Genomic DNA, 16,739 nt, shown 5'->3' with positions numbered 1-16,739 from the left:
GGTCATTCGGGGGCACCGACCAGGAACACACCGGTCCAGGGCGGCAGTTGCAGCGCTTCGCGCGAGAGGCCGCTCGACCAGATCACCTGGCCGCCCGCGCGATCGGCAGCGTACTCGCCGTCCCCGACATTGGCGACGAAGCGCAGGGTGCCAGCCTCGAAACGCCAAGTGCAATCGACGACGCCCGGCGCGGGGACGTGGGCTTCGGCCCCGCGGAAGCCGGACTTCGTCAGCGGCACCACGGTCTGGTGGCGGATCTGGATCAGGTTGCGCGTATCGGCCCAGACCGCCCGATGCAGCCCGGTCTCGGCCTCGTCCCAGTAGATCTTGGAATCCGTGAAGGTCTTCTCCTCGGTGGGATCGGGGATGACCGAGGTATCGTCGGCGAAGGCCGCGAAGCTCTTGAACTCGCGTCGGCGCCCCTCGCGCACGGCCTTGTTCAGCTCCTCGTCGGGGGCGAAGTCGACGAAAAACAGGAAGGGCGCGGAGGCCGACCACTCCTCGCCCATCCACAGCATCGGGATCTGGGGCGCGAGCAGCAGCCCGGCCCGGGCAAGCGCCAGCTTACCCGAATCGGCGAGGTGGCTCAGGCGCTCGCCCAGCGCCCGGTTGCCGACCTGATCGTGGTTTTGAAGGAAAGTGACGAAGGCGGAGGGCGGCAGATGCGCCGAGGGCTCGCCACGGGGATGGTTGTCGAGGGTCTTGAAGGGTTCGCCCTGGTAGGCGAAGCCCTCGGCGAGGCAGCGGGCGAGGTGCTCCACCGGCTTGTCTGCGAAGCTTTCGTAATAGCCGGCCTCCTCGCCGGTGAGCAGCACGTGCCAGCAATGGTGCAGGTCGTCCGCCCATTGCGCGCTGTGCAGGCGCGGCTTCTCCGCCTCGTCACGTTCGAGCCAGCGGGCCTGGTTGGCCTCGTTCTCCAGGATCAGGTGGACGTGACGATCCGGGAAACGCTGCCGGACGGTCTCGCCGAGCTCGGCCAGGAAGTGCTTTTCGGAATCATCGAGGATGGCATGCACCGCGTCGAAGCGGATGCCGTCGAAATGGTATTCCTCCAGCCAGTAGAGCGCGTTCTGCAGGAAGAAGTCGCGCACCACCCGGCCCGCCTCCTTCCCGTCGAAGTTGATGCCCGCGCCCCAGGGGGTCTGGTGCCGTTCGGTGAAGAAGCTCTTCGCGTAGGCGTGGAGGTAGTTCCCGGCCGGGCCGAAGTGGTTGTAGACGCAGTCGATGAAAACCATCAGCCCCTTGGCATGGGCGGCGTCGATCAGATGCTTCAGGTCCTCCGGCCGGCCATAGACGGCATCGGGGGCGTAGGGCAGAACGCCGTCGTAGCCCCAGTTGCGGCGGCCCTTGAAGTCGGCGAGCGGCAACAGCTCCAGGGCGGTGACGCCGAGATCGACGAGGTCGTCGAGGCGCTTCTCCAGGCCGGCATAGGTACCCTCGGGCGTGGCCGTGCCGACATGCAACTCGTAGATCACAGCCTCTTCCCAGGGGCGGCCGCTCCAGTCGGAATCCTGCCAGTCATAGGCCGCGGGGTCGACGAGTTCGGACAGGCCGGAGACATCCTCGGGCTGAAAGCGGGAAGCGGGATCCGGCACCACGAGGGCGCCGTCGATGCGAAAACCGTAGCGGGCCCCGGCTTTCACGCCGGGCACGACGAGGCGCCGCCAGCCCTCGCCCGCCTCCGGCACCGGGTGCTCCTGCCCGTCGAGGACGAGGGCGACCTCCTTCGCGCTCGGCGCCCATAGGGCGAACCGCGCACCGTCCGCTTCGAGCGCGCCGCCGAAGGCCATGGCATGGATGCGCCGCATGGAGCTCAGGATCCTCGTTTTTCCGGCAGCAGCGTCGCGCGGGCTCGGTCAAGCCGGCGCCTGCTGGAGAAGGCGGCGAACCCTTTCCGGTTCCCGGCGGACTTATGGCGCCGGATGCGGCCGGCAACCGCTCTGCAGCATGGAATCGGCACCGTTTCGCAGATGCGAGACATGCGTCTCGCAGGCGGACCCCGGATGCGTCGGGAGCGTTGCAATTTTCGGTCGCATGTCCACGAATTCGCCCGGGTCGGCTGCTCTACGACGCGGCTTCAATCTCCGGATGCGTGCATGCGAGTCGTCAGAGCCACCGTCCTTGCCGGCCTCCTGATCGCGGGCGGCGCCGGCGCCTACCTGACCTGGGCGCTCACCAGCGATGCCGGGTACGAGGGGGGCGGCCGCGCCCTGAAGGGACGCTACGGCCTGCTCTATCTGCCCGAGCCGGAGCGGCGCAGCCTGCGCAAGCTCGCGATGATGAAGGCCGCCTCGCACTGCGAGTGGGAGCTCGACGAGGAATTCTGGGGCCGGATCTACCGGCTCTATGTCGGGGAGGAGCACTCGGTCCGGGCCGCGGTCTACGCCGCCCTGCTGGAGGACCAGGAGCGTTATTTCCAGGCGGATGACGACCATCGCCGCTGCGAAGCGGCCTGGTCGCGCTTCGGAGCCAAAGGCGCGGAGATCCGAGGCGTCCTGCGGGCGGCGATCACACCGCCGGGCACGGCTCCGGGGGCCGCCGCCATCCTCGACGCCAAGGCCATCGACGCGACGGTCGGCGACCGGACGGCGGCCGCGGAGGCCTCGGCCCCGTAAGCCCCCCCTTCACCGGGCCGGTTCTTCTTGGCCGATCGGCGCGGACAGGCGGGTCGGCAGGGTGTTGATGCGCAGCGCCCGACGCAGGCCGCGCGACAGGGCGTCGACGGCGATGGCGAGCAGGGCGGTCGCGAGGATCAGCACCACCGCCACGTCGAGGCGCAGCTCCGAGATCGCCGCATCGACGTAGAAGCCGAGCGTCGCCACGCCGAGGATGCCGAAGATCGCGCTCTCGCGCAGGATGATCTCCCAGCGATACAGCAGATAGGCCAGGAACTGGCCGTAGAGCCGCGGCACGGTCTCGTAGGCGTAGAGGTTCAGGCCCGCCGGCGCGTCGGGGCGGTAGCCAATCTCGTCCGCGTGCCGCCCCAGCAGGTAGCCCACGATCCCCGCATTGTGGATGGCGAGCGCCAGGATCGCCGGCAGCATCGAGGGGCCGAGGAGCTGCAGGGCGACGTAGGCCAGCATGTATTCCGGCGTCGAGCGCACGGTGACGAGCAGGATCCGCCCGAGCGGCCGCCCGATGGGGCCCGTGAAGCGCCGCGAGACCAGGGGAAACAGCGCCAGGGCGCCGAATGCGGTCGCCACCAGGGCGATCTGGGCCAGCACCAGGGTCTGGAGCAGGCCGGGCAGGATCTGGCCGGTGAGGATCGGCGCGAGCCAGGCCCAGAACCGCGCCCAGGTCTCGATCGCCAGGAGCGGCGCATCCCGCAGGGGTGCCGGGACGATGTCGTGCCCGAGGAAGCGGGCGAGACTCGCCCCGACATCCGTGGCACCGACCGTGGCGGGCAGGGCCAGCACGCTGCCCACCAGGAGGAAGGGCAGGGTCTTGGTCCGCATCCAGAGCCGGCGGGTGCCGATCAGGGCATAGAAGACGAGGAGCAGCGCGCCGGCCTCGCCGTAGCGGCCCTGGCGGAAGGCGGATTCGAGATAGAAGCCCATGGTCGGCAGGCCGATGAAGCCGAGCACGAGGGTCGAGCGCAGGCCGCATTCGAGGCGATAGAGCGTGTAGTGCCGCAGCGAGGCGGCCACGACCGGCAGCCGGGCATAGGCGAAGGCGGCGATCGCCCCCGTACCCGGCGGCAGGGTGCGCAGGGCCGAGAGGTCCGCCTCCTCGATGATCTCGGCATAGACCTTGGCGCAGATGCCGGCATAGGGCAGCGCGATGGCGAGGATCCCGGTGGTGGCCGAGAGCCCGAAGATCTGCATCAGCAGGAGCGCCCAGAACAGCTCGTGCACCGCCCGCAGGAAGGCGCAGAGGAGGCGCACCGGCCGCGAGCGGGCGAAGGGGATCGCCAGCAGGAAGCCCGCCCCCGCCCCGAGCCCCACGCCGAGCACGGCGAAGGCCACGGTGTAGGCGATGCTCCGGATCTCGACGGAGAGGAAATCGGGCCGGATCAGGCCCGCGAGCAGGCGCTGCAGATCGGCGAAGGGGTTGAGGCTCGAGACATGGAGATCGGCCGTGAGCAGGGCGGCCAGCGCCAGGGCGACGAACCAGCGGCTGATCGAGGCGTAGCCGGGCCGGGCGAGGAAGGCGTCCATCAGGCGGCCGCGTAGAAGGGCGCCAAAGCCGCCGCGTCGAGGCCCCGGCTCGGCGCGTCGAGGACGATGCGGCCGTTCTCCAGCACCACCACCCGATCCGTATGCGCAAGGGCGAGGCCGACGTCGTGCAGGGCCACGACGAGGGTCTCGTGGCGGGCGCAGAGCAATTCCAGCACCGCCGCGCCCTGCTGCCGGTCGAGGGCGGAGACGGGCTCGTCGGCGAGCAGGATCGGCCGGCCGTTATAGAGGGCGCGGGCCACCGAGACCCGCTGCTGCTGCCCGCCCGAGAGTTCCCCGGCTCGGGCGAAGAGCTTCTCGGCGAGCCCCAGGCCGCCGAGCACCGCCCGCACCTCGTCCACGTCGGCCCGGGCCGGCAGGACGAGGGTGCGCAGGTTGTGCCAGGTCGAGCGTCGGTCGAGGCGGCCCATATAGACGTTGTGGAACACGCTCAGGGGATGCACCAGGGCCGAAGCCTGGGGCACCAGGGCGACCTGGGCCGGCCCCTGGGCGTGGATCAGCCCGATCAGGGTCGACTTGCCCGCCCCCGAGCGCCCGAGCAGGGCCACCCGCTCGCCCCGGCGCACGGTCAGGTCGATGCCGGAGAGGACCGGCCGTCCGCCATAGGCCGCCGAGACGTTCGTGAGGGCGATCGCATTCTCCGGCACGGCGGAGCCTGCCCTCAGTCGAGCAGGCCGGTCGAACGGCCCACCTCGATCAGCGGCGCATAGGCCGCGTTGTCGACGGGGATGAACTTCGAGCGGCCGAAGGGCTCGAGGATGGCCGGGTCGGTGATACCGACGAGGGCTGCCCTCAGCTTCTCGGTGAAGCCCTCCCCGTAGGTCTTGTCCACGTCGCCGCGCACGGTCCACTGGTAATCCGGGAAGGTCGGGCTCTCCCAGATCACCGCGACCGCCTTTTGATCGATCTTGCCGGCCTTGCCGTCGAGATCCCACACCGAATAGTCGACCGCCCCGACCTCGAAGGCGCCGGACTGGACCAGCTGGATCGTGCGGCTGTGGTCGCCCGAGAAGCCGACGCGGGAAAAGACCTGCTCCGGCGTCTTGCCCGGGAAGGCCTGGCGGATGAAGTGCTCCGGCATCAGCCGGCCGGAGGTCGAGGCGCGGGCGCCGAAGGTGAAGGTCTTGCCCGCGATCGCCTTCGGGAAGTCGGCGCCCTGGGCGAGGCCGGTGGCGGCGTTGGCGATGAAGTAGGTCTTGAAGGCCGCATCCTCGGCGCCCTGGGCGATGGCCTGGCTGCCCGGCACCGCTTTGCGGGCCTGGACGCCGGTGAAGCCGCCGAACCAGGCGAGCTGGACCTGGCCGTTGGTGAAGGCGGTGACCGCGGCCGGATAGTTCTTCACCGGGATGTAGCGCACCGGCACCCCGAGCTTGCCCTCGAGATAGGTCGCGACCTTGCCGAAGCGCTCGACGAGGCGGCTCTCGTCCTGATCGGGGATGCCGGTGAAGACGAAGGGCGGCTTGGCGCCCTCCTGCGCGTGGGCCGAGGCGAGGGCGCCGGCGAGAAGGGCAAGGCACGACAGGACGGCACGACGTCGCATCGGAAACTCCGAAATCTCCGCACGCAAGGGCGGGACGCCGCCCGGCGGATCATCATGCGAGGTAGCAGATCGGACGCGAACGCGGCAGGGTTGAACCCCCTATGCTGCGGTGGACAGGCTACGGCCTTTCCGCCCGAGCTCGGATCGGACAACAGGAGACGACGATGGATGCGACGCAGCCCCGCCTCACCAGCCTCGCCCATGGCGGCGGTTGCGGCTGCAAGCTCGACCCCGCGATCCTGCGCGGGCTGCTGGCCGATCAGCCCATGGGCGGCCCCTTCGAGCGGCTTCTCGTCGGCAACGAGACCTCGGACGACGCCGCGGTCTGGGCCCTCGACGACCGCACCTGCCTGATCGCCACCACCGACTTCTTCATGCCGATGGTCGATGACCCGCACGATTTCGGGCGCATCGCCGCGACCAACGCGATCTCCGACGTCTACGCCATGGGCGGCCGGCCGATCCTGGCCCTCGCCATCCTCGGCATGCCCGTCGGCAAGATCGCCCCCGAGACCGTCGCCGCGATCCTGAAGGGCGGGGCCTCGATCTGCGCGGAAGCCGGCATCCCGGTGGCCGGGGGCCACTCGATCGACACGCCGGAGCCGATCTACGGGCTCGCCGTGATCGGTACCTGTCCCCGCGAGCATGTCCGCCGCAACCGCGACGCCAAGGCCGGTGACGCCCTCATCCTGACGAAGCCCCTCGGCGTCGGGATCTATTCGGCGGCGATCAAGAAGGAGGCCCTGCCCACGGGCGGTTATGCGGAGTTCATCGCGAGCACGACGCTGCTCAACCGGGTCGGTGCCGTCCTGGCCGAGGATCCCGACCTGCATGCCATGACCGACGTGACCGGATTCGGGCTGCTCGGCCATGGGCTGGAGGTCGCCCGCGGCGCCGGGCTCGGCCTCCTGATCGAGGCGGACAAGGTGCCCCTTCTGCCCAAGGCCGCGGCGCTGGCCCGCGACGGCTTCGTCACCGGGGCCTCGCACCGCAACTGGACCGCCTTCGGCGAGTCGGTGGCGCTCCCGGAGGGCTTCCCCGATTGGCGGCGCCACCTGCTGACCGATCCCCAGACCTCGGGCGGCCTGCTCGTCAGCTGCGAACCGGAGGCCGCCGAGTCGATCCTCGCGCGGATCTGGCAGGCCGGTCACCCGACCGCCGCCATCATCGGGCGGGTGGAGGAGGGACCGGCGCGGATCCGGGTGCTGGCGAACGGCTAGGCGCCCCCCCGGAAGGCCCCCAAAGCCCGGGCGGCGTCGCATGCGGCGAAGACAAGCGAGGACGCAGCGAGCCTCGAACACGAGAAAGCCGGCCGTCTCGTCGGAGAGGGCCGGCTTTCTCGTGTTCGCTGTCTGCTGCGCGGTGCCGGAATCCGGATCCGGCCAGGGCCGGGCTCAACGGCCGCCGACGGCGTGGGCGGTCTGGGCCGGGATGCCGGCCGGGGCGGTGAAGCTCTGAGCCTGGGCTTCCATGGCGAAGCCGAACAGGACGAGGGAAGAGGCGAGCAGGGCGAGAGCGACGATACGGTTCATGACGGGTCTCCTTGGAAGGGGGGATTGGAGAGAGGGGATTCAGCGGCCCTGGACGGCGGCGCCGGGAGCGGCCTGAACCGGGATGCCGGCGGGGGCGGTGAAGCTCTGGGCCTGGGCGGCGCTGCCCGCGACGAGCGAGAGGGCGACCAGGGCGGCGGAAACGAGACGGGACATGGTGGGCTCCTTCGTAGGGTCTTGGAGGCGGCCCCGTTGGCCGCTTCCGATGAGAGGAAGATGGCCCCGTTCGACTTGGCGAAACAGCCGAATAAATTTGATCGAAACTTTCGATATTTCAGAAAAGTCAGCGGCTTATGCGGCGCGCAGGGACAGCCTGCCCAGGCCGGCATCTGCCGCGGGCATGATCGTGCGGCGGAGACTGCCGCCTCCCGACCGGGTGAGGCGCATCCACACCGGCCTCAGCCCGCCGGACCTCCGGCGCTTGCATCCCGGGGCGGCGGCGTCCATGCCGGGACGATGATCGTTCCAGGACAGGCGCGCGGGCCCTAACGGTGTACCGCCTCACCGATATCGCGCTCTCGAATTGGTACCTGATCCGGCGTGAGCAGATCCGGATCCGGGGCGCGACCGCGCTCGTCGGGCCAACGGGGGCGGGCAAGTCCACGATCTTCGACGCGGTCGGCACCGTGCTCGCCGGCAACAATGCGAGCCGCCTGGCCCTGAACGCCTCGGCCTCCGGCCGCAGCGCGCGCACCGTGCGCGACTACTGCCTCGGCTGGATCAGCGACCCGGCGGAGGGCGGCCGGCCCACCCGGGAAGCCTGCGAGACCATCATCGCCCTCGTCTTCGAGAACGAGGCCTCGGGCCGGATCGTCACGGTCGGGCTGGCGCTCGCCGCCCGGGCGGAGGAGGCCAAGGAAGAGACGCTGTCGCGCTTCATCAGCGTCGACCACCGCTTCGAGATCGCAGACTATGTCCGCGAGACCGCGGAGGGCAGCTATGTGGCGCCCTGGGTCGAGATCGCCCGCGACCTGCGCGCCAAGCCCGGCCGCTTCGAGGAATTCCGCACCTCCGGCGAGCGCTTCACCGCCGAGGTGCTGGCCACCCTGCGCGAGGGTGCCCCGGTGCCGGAGCCGCGCCACTTCCTGCGCACCTTCGCCAACGCGGTCGCCTTCAAGCCGATCTTCGATTCGAGCGCCTTCGTGCGCAGCTTCGTGCTGGAGCCCGAGCCCCTCGATGTCGGCCGCATCCGGCAATCGGCGGAGAACTGGCGCCGTCTGCTGGAGACGATCGAGGAACTGGAGCGGCGCCTCGCCCATCTCGCCCGCATCGTGAAGCGCTACGAGGCCTGGGCGGAGGCGAGCCTCACGGCCACTTTCGAGGAATTGCGCGCCGCGAGCGCGGATCTGCGCCGCCGCATCCTCGACGTCGCCGCCCTGAGCACCAGCCTTCAGGACGTGTCCGAGCGCCTGCGCATCGCCCGCGACAGCGTGACGACGAGCCAGGGCTTCGTGCGCGAGATCGACGGCGAGATCGCCGCGCGCAAGGCACAGATCGCCGGCAGCGCCATGGAGGGGCGGCTCGCCGCCTCCGATGCCGGGCTCGCCATGGCCGCCCGCGACCGGCGCGACCTCGCCAACCGCGTCTCCGCCCTGGTCTCCCTGGTGCAGGAGGCCGGCCGGCTCGGCACCATCGCGGCGGAGCTGCGCCGGATCGATCCCGACGCGGCCCGGATCGTCGAGGCCTGCGCCCGCTCGGGCCTGCGCCGGGACGCCCCGCCGGAGGAGACCCTGCGGGCGGACGGCCCCCTCCCCCGCCTCGTCGAGAGCCTGCGCCAGTTGCCCGACATCGCCGGGCCCCTCGAGGACGCCGCCGAGGATCTGGCCCTGCGCGCCCGCGAGCAGGAGCGCGAGGCGCAGGCCCTCGGCGCCGAGATGGCCGGCGGACGCGAGCAGGCCGGGCGCCTCGCCCCCGACACCCTCGCCTTCCGCGACGAGCTCGCCCGCATCGGGATCGCGGCGGTGCCGATCTGCGAGCTCGCCGAGATCACCGATCCGAAATGGGGGCAGGCACTGGAAGGGCTGCTCGGCCGCGCCCGCGAGGCGCTGGTGGTCGATCCCGACCGGCTCGACCGAGCCTTCGGCGTGCTCGAATCCCGGCGCAGCCAATTCTACCGCTGCCTGCTGGTGAAGACGACGGACACGGCCAAGCGCTCCGCCCGCCGCTTCGACGACGGGCCGATGGGCCTGATCGACACCGACGACCCCCATGCCGAGGCCTTCCTCGCCGCCCGCCTCGGCGGCTACGACCTCGCCCCCAACGACGCCGCGCTGCGCCACATGAGCCGCGCCATCGCCCCGAGCGGGCGCTCGACCTCCGGCATGGCCTATTCGGTCAACCGGCCAGTGCAGCTGATGATGACGCGGGGCCATCGCGGCCCCACCGCCGAGGGACGCCGCAACCTGGAGGTGGCGACCGAGGAGGCGCGCCGCCTGCGCAACGAGGCCAACCTTCTGCGCGAGGCCGCCCGCAACGCCGCCATGCTGCGGGTCCGGCTCGCCGAGGGCCTGCCAGACATCGCCGCCCTGCGCGAGGAGGCGGACGCGATCGAGGGCCGCCGCCGCTCGCTCTCGACGGAGCGCGAGAGCGCCGCCAAGGCCGATACCGGCGCCCTCGAAGCCGAGATCGCGGAGCTGACCAAGGAGCGCTCGGCCTATCTCACCGAGCTCGTGCAGGTGCTGGAGCCGAAGCGCGACGCCCTGCTCTCCGAGGAGGCGACGCTGAAGGCGAAGCTCGCCGCGACCCGGGAGGCGGCCAAGGCGGCGCTCGCCGCACGCCGCTCCGCCTATGCCCGCTGGTCGGGCGGGGACAGCGTGCGCATCCGCCTCGTCCGCCCCGACCTCTACGATGCCGGCTCGCTCGCGGCCTGCCGGGCCGATCTCGCCGAGCGGGACGCCAAGGGGCTCGCCGACGCCGCCGCCTTCGCGCGCAACGCCGCCAAGGAGGCGACCGAGACCGCCCGCCACCAGGGGCGCGCGGCCGAGCGCGACCTCGCCGAGTATTGCGTGCAGTGGCGCATCGACAATCCCCTCGGGCGGGGCGCCGACGCACCGGCCTCCTTCGGCTACAGCTGGGCCAAACGGGCCCATGACGAGGTGGCCGGCCACGAGCTGCGCCGCTACCGCGAGCAGGCGCTGCGGGCGGAGGCCGAGATGCGCCGCCTGATGACGGAAGACCTGCTGACCCGGCTCGCCGACAAGTTCGAGCGCGTCCGCGCCCGGCTCGACGCCCTGAACGAGCGCCTCTCCTCCCAGACCTTCACCGGCCAGACCTACGCCTTCGAGGCGGCGGTGGACCGGCGCTACGCCGCCGTGCACGCCCTGGCCACCGAGGTCGCCCGCTCGGCGGATGCCGCCCAGGCGATCCTGCCGGGCGACGGCACCACGGCGGAGGGTCCGCTCAAGGCGGCGATCGAGGAGATCTCGGCGCTGATCGCCGGCGAGGAGAGCGCGGCCCGGCTCGCCGATTACCGCAACTACTTCGTCTACGAGATCGGCATGCGCGACCGGGCGGGCAACCGCACCACCATGTCGAACCGGGCCCTGCGCGGCTCCGGGGGCGAGGCGCAGGCCCCGTTCTACGTGGCCATCGCCGCCTCGCTCGCCTCCGCCTATTATCCCGGCGACCGGCCCGGCGATGAGAATCCCGGCCTCGGCCTGTGCCTGCTCGATGAGGCCTTCTCCAAGCTCGACGTGCGCAACAGCCAGGCCCTGGTCGACCTCTACCGGGCCTGGGGCCTGCAGCTCCTGATCGCCGCGCCGGAGGACAAGCGCACCACGCTGACCGAGGTGATGGACACCATCGTCACGGTCTACAAGAGCCCGGACTTGAAGGGCGTGCGCATCGAATCCGAGCACCCGCTGGAGGCGGCCAAGCGTGCGCTGGCCGCGATCAATCCCGAGCGCATCGGCCTCGAAGGCTTCCGCCCCGCCGACGCGGCGGAGTGAGGACTACCAGAGCAGGGCGTGGGGGTAGAACCCGACCACCGCCCCCTCGGTCACGTTGCCCATGGCTTCCGGGATCACGGCGAGGCCGTCGCTCTCGGTGAGCGAGCTCAGCATGCCGGAGCCCTGCTGCATGTCCTTGCGGGCCTCGGCCGTCCCGTCCGGGCCGACAGCGAGGCTCACCCGCACGAATTCCCGGCGGCCGGGCTGGTGGCGGTGGGTGAAGGCGGCGCGCACCGGCTGCGCCCGGGGAGGGGCGTAGCGCTCCCCGCTCAGCGCGGCGAGCAGCGGGCGCACCACGAACAGCAGGGTGACGTAGGCTGCGGCCGGGTTGCCGGGCAGGCCGACGAAGGGCGTCTCGCCGATCCGCCCCACCGCCACGGGCTTGCCCGGCTTGATCGCGAGCTTCCACAGGTCGAGCCGGCCCGTTGCCGCCAGCGCTGCCTTGACGTGGTCCTCCTCTCCCACCGAGACGCCGCCGGAGGTGAGGACGAGGTCGTGCGCCGTCGCGGCCTCCGCGAGCCGCCGCGTGAGGGTCACGGGATCGTCGCGCAGGATGCCGAGATCCGCGGTCCCCGTGCCGAGCCGGGCGAGAAGGCCGAGGAGCATCGCCCGGTTGGCGTCGTGGATCTGCCCGGGGCGCAGATCCGCGCCGGGCTCGGCCAGTTCGTCCCCCGTGGAGAACACCGCGACGCGCAGGCGAGGGCGAACGCTCAGGGCGTCGAGGCCGGCCGCGGCGGCGAGCGCCAGATCCTGCGGGCGCAGGCGCCGGCCGGCCGGCACCACGCGGCTGCCTTTGGCGACATCCTCGCCGGCCCGCCGGCGATTGGCGCCCCGCGACTGGCCAGGCGGCAGGAGCACGTGACCGTCCTCGACGCGCACGTCCTCCTGCATGAAAACCGTGTCGGCGCCCGCGGGGATCGGGGCGCCGGTGAAGATGCGATGGGCGACGCCCGCCGTGGCGAGCCCCTCCGCCGATGCGCCCGCCGGCAGCCGGCCGCCGAGCGGCAGCCGCGTCGGCGCGTCGGCCCGCAGGTCGGCGAAGCGGACGGCGTAGCCGTCGACCGCGGCATTGTCGAAGGGGGGAAGGTCGTTGCGCGCGAAGGCATCCTCCGCCGCGACGCGCCCGTCCGCCTGGGTGAGGGCCACCGTCTCGCGACCGGCGCCCGGGGGCAGGGCCTCAATGAGCCGCGCCACGGCGGCCTCGATGGAAAGCAGTTTTTCGCTTTCCTGAACGCAATCATCCCTCAAGCCGGCCATCGGCGTCCCATCGTGGCGCTTCCGTCGCGACCCGGCACGCGCTCTCTCCGGAGCGTTCCGCACGGGCTGTGGCTTCCCTGCACCCTGTGGACGGGAAAAGCCAGGGCGCAAGGCGGGATCATCCGTTGCGCCGGCCGCAGCGGATATAGGCGGTGGTGCCCTTCGCGCTCGTCCAGACCAGACGGTCGCCCTCGACGAGGAGACGGACCTGCGAGGTCCAGCGCCGCCCGCGCTCGCTGCATTCGGCGGTCATGGCCCAGGTCGGCCCCTCGCGATGCCCGCTGCGGAAGCGGCAGAGGGTGCGGCCGGCCTGCGCCCCGTCCTGGCTGATGGTGGCCGGGATGTAGCCGCGGCGGCGGGAGGGCGCCCCGCAGGCCGCCGCCGTCGGCCCCCAGGTGCCGACATAGTCCGCCGCGGGGCTCGACAGGGGCGTGGCCGCGGCGGGTGCCACCGGCGGCGGGGCGGCCTCGACCGGCGGCTGGGGCGGGAAGGACGCGTCGTTTCCGACAGCGGCCATCGCGATGCGACGGGGCGCTTCGGCCCGGGCGCCGGTCTCGTCCGGATCGCGCCAGCGGCGGGCCGGCGCGGCGAGCCCCATGGGCCGGAGCAGGTCCTCGCCGCTCTCGTCCCCATTGGCGACGCTCTCCCGATGCTGCGCCGCGCGGGTCTCCGCGCCGAAATCGTCGAACAGGACGAGCCCGGCAAAGGTCAGCAGCGCGCCCCATCCGGCGGCGAGCGCCATCGGCAGCACGAGGCGCAGGCGGCCCCGGGCGGGCGCCCTATCCGGCTCCGCCTGCGGCCCCTCGTCGAGGATGATCGCCCCCTGCATCCGTTCCAGAGCCGCGCCGCGGCCTCCCCGTCAGCGTCCGAAGATTCCCTTCAGGAACTGGGCCGTGCGGTTGCGCTTCTTCTTGCGCTCCAGTTCCGCCGCATCCTTCACCCAGGCCACCTGCACCACGCGGCGCTCGCCCTCGAAGGGCTCGTGGCCGTGCCAGGAATTGTCCGAGCGCAGGAATGCGAACATCGTGCCCATGGTCGGGGGGACCTCGACGGCGAAGGGCGCGTAGTTCTTGCCGTCGTAGAGCACCCGCAGGCGGCCGGCGGCCGGGGCGTCCCAGGCATCGTTCATGTAGACGAGCAGGGTCATGACCTTGGACGGGCCGTCCGTGTGGATCGAGCCGTATTTCAGCTGGCTCCGCTTCATGATCGTGGTCAGGCGCGGGCAGGAGACGAGGTCGATGCCGAACTTGTCGCCGAGGATACGGGAGAACTCGTCGCTCTCGAGCTCGTCGATCAGCGCCTTGAAGCGGCCCTTCAGCGCCACCTCGTCCACCGTGAGGTAGCCGGGCTTGGCGATCGCCGGGAAATCCTGGCGGATCTCGTCGATCGCCGCCTCGTTGAGGACGCCGTTGCCCAGGAAATACGTGTAGGGATCGCGCGAGACCGGCGCGGCGCGCACGGCCTCCAGGTTGAGGATCGACAGGCCCGTCATGGTCGGCATCCGTCCCAGGCGCGACGCGGCGGTCCAGAATAGGCGCGCGTCACGAATTGTTAAGGGCCTTCGGGGCCCGGCCGCAATCGTAGACTGCTCGATTGCGGCAAGCCCGCGGCAAGGCCTTTGCGGCGCCCGACGAACCCCTTATGCTCAAGCTTGGGCCCAGAGAATGAGCGACGGCCGGTGCGTTCGATGAAATCCGTCGCGTTCGCGTTGCTGGAGGGCACGTTCGCCGTGTTGCCGGCAGCTGCACAACCGGCCCCCTCGACCCTGCGCACGACCTGCGACGAGGCGATCGCCCTGGTGCGCCGGGAGGGCTCGGCCAGCTTCACCACCCCGCTGGGTCGGGAGCACTTCGTGCGCGACCGCGGCTTCTGCGAGCTCACCGAGATCGCGGAGCTGCGCTTCGTGCCGACCCGCGACAACCCGCAATGCCCGATCGGCTATCGCTGCCGCGAGCCCGATTACGACGACTGGGACTGGGACAAGTAGCCCCGGCCGGCCCCGGCGGGCACGCGGCCGCCCCTCGCCGGTGCGGATTACAAAAATTTCAGGAGACGGAGGGGCTTCCACGCCACTATCTCGCCATGGCGCGCCCGCACAGGCGGCGGCGCCTCCCGGTTCCGAGACCGGGAGCGAGAACGTGAAGGAGAACCCGCGTGGCCGCACTCAAGAGCGGGCTCGGCATCCAGGCCGTCCTGACGGGACTCGTCGCACTGGCGCTGCTGCTCGCGCCGGGCATGCCCGCGCCGCCCCTCTACGTGTCGCTCGCCGGCTTCGTGATGGCGGGCATCCTGCTCGCTTCCGCCAATCTCTCCGCCTATCTGAAGGTCTTCGTCTCGGTCTACGGCGTCGGCTACCTGTTCCTGGCGCTCGCCAAGCAGGCGGCGGGGCTCGGCCTTCTGCCGGGCACGCTCGCCGCCCTGCTGCCGCCGGACTTCGCCGCCACCGGCGCCGTGGTCTTCGCCGGAATCGTGCTCGCGATCTCCTATCTGGAGCCGATCCGCGCCATCACCCTGATCGCCGATCCCTATTTCGCCGATCGCGGCCAGCCGACGCAGGAGATCGGCCCGTTCCGCTTCCTCGGCACCACCGAGGGCCGGATCGGCCAGCGCCTCGTGGCGCTCTCGATCTTCATCACCTTCGCGCAGGTGGCGCTGCAGCTGCGCCTGAACTTCTGGTACCGCGACCTCTTCAACGCCCTGCAGGAATACAAGGCGGACGTGTTCTGGTACCAGCTCGTCTGGGTGTTCGGGCCGCTCGCCACCGTTTGGGTGATCATCGGGATGCTCGACGTCTTCGTCGATGCGAGCCTGCATATCCGCTGGCGCACCTGGCTGACCCGCAGCCTCTACGAGCGCTGGCTCGACGGCGGCACGCATTACCGCATCGCCTTCACCGGCGAGCACGCCGACAACCCGGACCAGCGCATCCAGAGCGACGTCAACCTGTTCATCCAGCAGACGACGACGCTCTCGATCCGCCTGCTCTCGCAAGCCGCCACCCTGGTCTCCTTCATGGTGATCCTGTGGGGCCTGTCGCGGGACTTCATCCTGCCGTTTACCGAAATGGTGGTGCCGGGCTTCCTGGTCTGGCTCGTGGTCGGCTACGCGGTGGTCGGCACCTGGCTCACCCACGTGATCGGCCGCCCCCTGATCGGGCTCGACTTCCGGCAGGAGAAGGTGGAGGCCGATTTCCGCTTCTCGCTCGCCCGCTCGCGCATCTACTCGGAGCAGATCGCGCTCCTGCGCGGCGAGCGCGCCGAGACGGTGCGGCTCTGGGGCCTGTTCGGCTCGATCATCGAGAACTACCTCGGGATCATCTACCGGCGGATCAAGCTCGGCAGCTTCACGCTGTCCTACAGCCAGATCAGCGTGGTCTTCCCCTACATCCTCGCCGCGCCCTCCTACTTCGCCAAGAAGATCACCCTCGGCCAGTTCCAGCAGACGGGCGACGCCTTCTCCAGCGTGCAGTCCTCGCTCTCGTTCTTCATCAGCTCCTACACCACGATCGCCTCCTACAAGGCGAACACCAACCGCCTCGCCTCCTTCAAGCGCGCCATGACCAAGGCGGAGGCGCTGACCGGGGCCGGCTACGGCCTCGTCCAGGGCAACGAGACCGGCCGCGACGTGACCGCCAAGGATCTGGGCCTGAGCCTGCCGGACGGCCGCGAGATCCTGCGCACGGAGGGCCTGTCCCTGCGCAAGGGCGCCGCCACGCTGGTGACCGGCCCCTCGGGCTCGGGCAAGTCGACCCTGTTCCGGGCGATCGCCGGGATCTGGCCCTTCGGCAAGGGCCGCATCGACGTGCCGGCGGGCCAGTCCGCCCTGCTCCTGCCGCAGCGGCCCTACCTGCCCCTCGGCACTCTGCGGGGCGCGGTGGTCTATCCGAGCACCACCGACCAGTTCTCCGACGCGGCGATCAAGGAAGCCCTCGTCGCCGCGCAGCTGCCCCAGCTCGCCGAGCGCCTCGACGAGGTCGACGCCTGGGACCAGCGCCTGTCCGGCGGCGAGCAGCAGCGCCTCGCCATCGCCCGGGCCGTGCTCGCCAAGCCGGACTGGCTCTTCCTCGACGAATCCACCGCCGCCCTCGACGAGGACAGCGAGGCCAAGATCTACACGATGCTGCGCGAGAAGCTGCCGGGCACGACCATCGTCTCGATCGGCCACCGCTCGACCCTGCACGCCCATCACGACGCCCGCATCGACCTGCAGCCGGCCAATGACGGCCGCTTCGTGCCCAAGGCCCTGCCGGCCCCGGCCGCGGCGGAGTGAC

Annotated in this window: 14 protein-coding genes; 5 read left to right on the top strand and 9 right to left on the bottom strand. The window is 71.1% G+C overall.

Annotation, left to right across the window (positions count from 1 at the left end):
- Positions 1-2: 2 nt before the first annotated feature.
- Positions 3-1,808, bottom strand: a complete 1,806-nt coding sequence (gene treZ, locus MMB17_RS07735; protein ID WP_241101675.1) for a malto-oligosyltrehalose trehalohydrolase — start codon at positions 1,806-1,808, stop codon at positions 3-5.
- Between the two features lie 288 nt (positions 1,809-2,096).
- On the opposite strand from treZ, the gene MMB17_RS07730 reads away from it, so the two are divergent.
- The gene (locus MMB17_RS07730) at positions 2,097-2,615 is read left to right on the top strand and encodes a hypothetical protein (RefSeq protein WP_241101674.1); all 519 of its coding nucleotides are present in this window, start codon (positions 2,097-2,099) and stop codon (positions 2,613-2,615) included.
- Positions 2,616-2,624: 9 nt separating this feature from the next.
- Here MMB17_RS07730 and MMB17_RS07725 read toward each other — a convergent pair whose 3' ends face one another.
- From MMB17_RS07725 to MMB17_RS07715, 3 genes are read right to left on the bottom strand one after another with little or no spacing between them, the layout of a single operon-like run.
- Positions 2,625-4,157: a PhnE/PtxC family ABC transporter permease gene (locus tag MMB17_RS07725; RefSeq protein WP_241101673.1), complete on the bottom strand. Its 1,533-nt coding sequence runs from the start codon at positions 4,155-4,157 to the stop codon at positions 2,625-2,627.
- A complete protein-coding gene (locus MMB17_RS07720; protein WP_241101672.1) occupies positions 4,157-4,822 on the bottom strand; it encodes an ATP-binding cassette domain-containing protein in 666 nt (221 codons plus the stop codon). Before MMB17_RS07720 ends, MMB17_RS07725 begins: the two co-directional genes overlap by 1 nt.
- A gap of 14 nt (positions 4,823-4,836) precedes the next feature.
- On the bottom strand, positions 4,837-5,715 hold the full coding sequence (locus tag MMB17_RS07715; RefSeq protein ID WP_238309311.1) for a putative selenate ABC transporter substrate-binding protein: 879 nt from the start codon (positions 5,713-5,715) through the stop codon (positions 4,837-4,839).
- A 164-nt stretch (positions 5,716-5,879) separates the two neighbouring features.
- On the opposite strand from MMB17_RS07715, the gene selD reads away from it, so the two are divergent.
- The gene (selD, locus tag MMB17_RS07710; RefSeq protein WP_238309312.1) at positions 5,880-6,935 is read left to right on the top strand and encodes a selenide, water dikinase SelD; all 1,056 of its coding nucleotides are present in this window, start codon (positions 5,880-5,882) and stop codon (positions 6,933-6,935) included.
- A 174-nt stretch (positions 6,936-7,109) separates the two neighbouring features.
- On the opposite strand, the gene MMB17_RS07705 is transcribed toward selD, so the two are convergent.
- Positions 7,110-7,247: a hypothetical protein gene (locus MMB17_RS07705; RefSeq protein WP_238309313.1), complete on the bottom strand. Its 138-nt coding sequence runs from the start codon at positions 7,245-7,247 to the stop codon at positions 7,110-7,112.
- A gap of 39 nt (positions 7,248-7,286) precedes the next feature.
- Positions 7,287-7,421, bottom strand: a complete 135-nt coding sequence (locus MMB17_RS25225; protein ID WP_276518061.1) for a hypothetical protein — start codon at positions 7,419-7,421, stop codon at positions 7,287-7,289.
- A 335-nt stretch (positions 7,422-7,756) separates the two neighbouring features.
- Between MMB17_RS25225 and MMB17_RS07700 the strand changes: the two genes are divergently transcribed.
- Positions 7,757-11,212, top strand: coding sequence for an SbcC/MukB-like Walker B domain-containing protein (locus MMB17_RS07700; RefSeq protein ID WP_241101671.1), 3,456 nt, complete (start codon positions 7,757-7,759; stop codon positions 11,210-11,212).
- A gap of 3 nt (positions 11,213-11,215) precedes the next feature.
- On the opposite strand, the gene MMB17_RS07695 is transcribed toward MMB17_RS07700, so the two are convergent.
- The 3 genes from MMB17_RS07695 to MMB17_RS07685 all read right to left on the bottom strand — a co-directional run bounded on the left by MMB17_RS07695 (position 11,216) and on the right by MMB17_RS07685 (position 13,961).
- Positions 11,216-12,469: a molybdopterin molybdotransferase MoeA gene (locus tag MMB17_RS07695; protein ID WP_241101670.1), complete on the bottom strand. Its 1,254-nt coding sequence runs from the start codon at positions 12,467-12,469 to the stop codon at positions 11,216-11,218.
- A 118-nt stretch (positions 12,470-12,587) separates the two neighbouring features.
- Positions 12,588-13,298 carry a hypothetical protein gene (locus tag MMB17_RS07690; RefSeq protein ID WP_241101669.1) on the bottom strand — a complete coding sequence of 237 codons (711 nt, stop codon included), beginning with the start codon at positions 13,296-13,298 and terminating at the stop codon, positions 12,588-12,590.
- Between the two features lie 30 nt (positions 13,299-13,328).
- Positions 13,329-13,961 carry a 2OG-Fe(II) oxygenase gene (locus tag MMB17_RS07685; RefSeq protein ID WP_241101668.1) on the bottom strand — a complete coding sequence of 211 codons (633 nt, stop codon included), beginning with the start codon at positions 13,959-13,961 and terminating at the stop codon, positions 13,329-13,331.
- 195 nt (positions 13,962-14,156) lie between these two features.
- Here MMB17_RS07685 and MMB17_RS07680 point away from each other — a divergent pair, with 195 nt between their 5' ends.
- Both MMB17_RS07680 and MMB17_RS07675 read left to right on the top strand, forming a co-directional pair.
- The gene (locus MMB17_RS07680; protein WP_241101667.1) at positions 14,157-14,456 is read left to right on the top strand and encodes a hypothetical protein; all 300 of its coding nucleotides are present in this window, start codon (positions 14,157-14,159) and stop codon (positions 14,454-14,456) included.
- 167 nt (positions 14,457-14,623) lie between these two features.
- Complete coding sequence (locus MMB17_RS07675) at positions 14,624-16,738, top strand: ABC transporter ATP-binding protein/permease (protein ID WP_241101666.1); 2,115 nt, start codon at positions 14,624-14,626, stop codon at positions 16,736-16,738.
- Position 16,739: the final 1 nt, after the last annotated feature.

It is taken from the genome of Methylobacterium organophilum (genome assembly GCF_022533465.1).
Lineage (GTDB): Bacteria > Pseudomonadota > Alphaproteobacteria > Rhizobiales > Beijerinckiaceae > Methylobacterium > Methylobacterium organophilum.
The sequence above is the reverse complement of the archived record's forward strand: the minus strand, read 5'-3'. Positions and strand labels throughout refer to the sequence as shown.